Raw genomic sequence first — 685 nt, forward strand, 5'->3', positions numbered from 1 at the left:
GACTTCGACGATGCGGATTTTTCCGCCGCGCTGTCGACCGGCTTCAACCTGAAGATGTCGGAGTTGACCACCGTCAACGGCGAAGTCCGTGGCAAGGCTTCGTCCGACAGTTCCACCGTCGGCGCCAAGCTCGGAGTGAAGATCGCCTTCTAGCTAAAAGCAATTCCAGGGAAAGTGTGAGCGGTTTTGCCTCCGGAATTCTTATGGACGTTCACTCGGTCCTCCGAGAACTGCTAAAGCTTCAGAAATTTCAGCTTCCTCGCTCAGGACCGAATGAACGACCTGCTGAAACTCACATCTAGAGCGGCGGTTTTGCATGTGAGTCCACATAAAGTGGTTTCTCCAGCGTACCAGATGGACTTTGATCTTGGAAGACGAGTAACTTTTCATTGTTACTCTCAGGGGTGGCGGTAAATTTTATATTTGGGCTTTATTTGGCGATAAGCCCGATTTGGGTAAAGGCTTTCATTTTGTATGAAATCGGAAAYCCATATTCTACCGTCATAGATAGCCATGTGTCCSGAAAGATGCCCATCTATTCCCTGTATAACTACAACGTCTCCAGCAATTGGCATGGTTGTATTTGTCTCAACAAATCCAGCGTTTGTTAGATTCCGTCCGTAATCTTTCGCGTCACCAGTTGGAACCAACGTTATGCCGCCGCTTTCAATTGCCTCCCTTACAG

The 685-nt window shown here is 48.6% G+C and carries 1 protein-coding gene; it reads right to left on the bottom strand.

Annotation, left to right across the window (positions count from 1 at the left end):
- Window positions 1–398: 398 nt before the first annotated feature.
- Window positions 399–685: hypothetical protein (locus ACXJ7R_RS35415; protein WP_457155844.1), on the bottom strand; the 287-nt coding region annotated here is incomplete at its 5' end.

The organism is Mesorhizobium sp. P5_C1 (genome assembly GCF_054049815.1).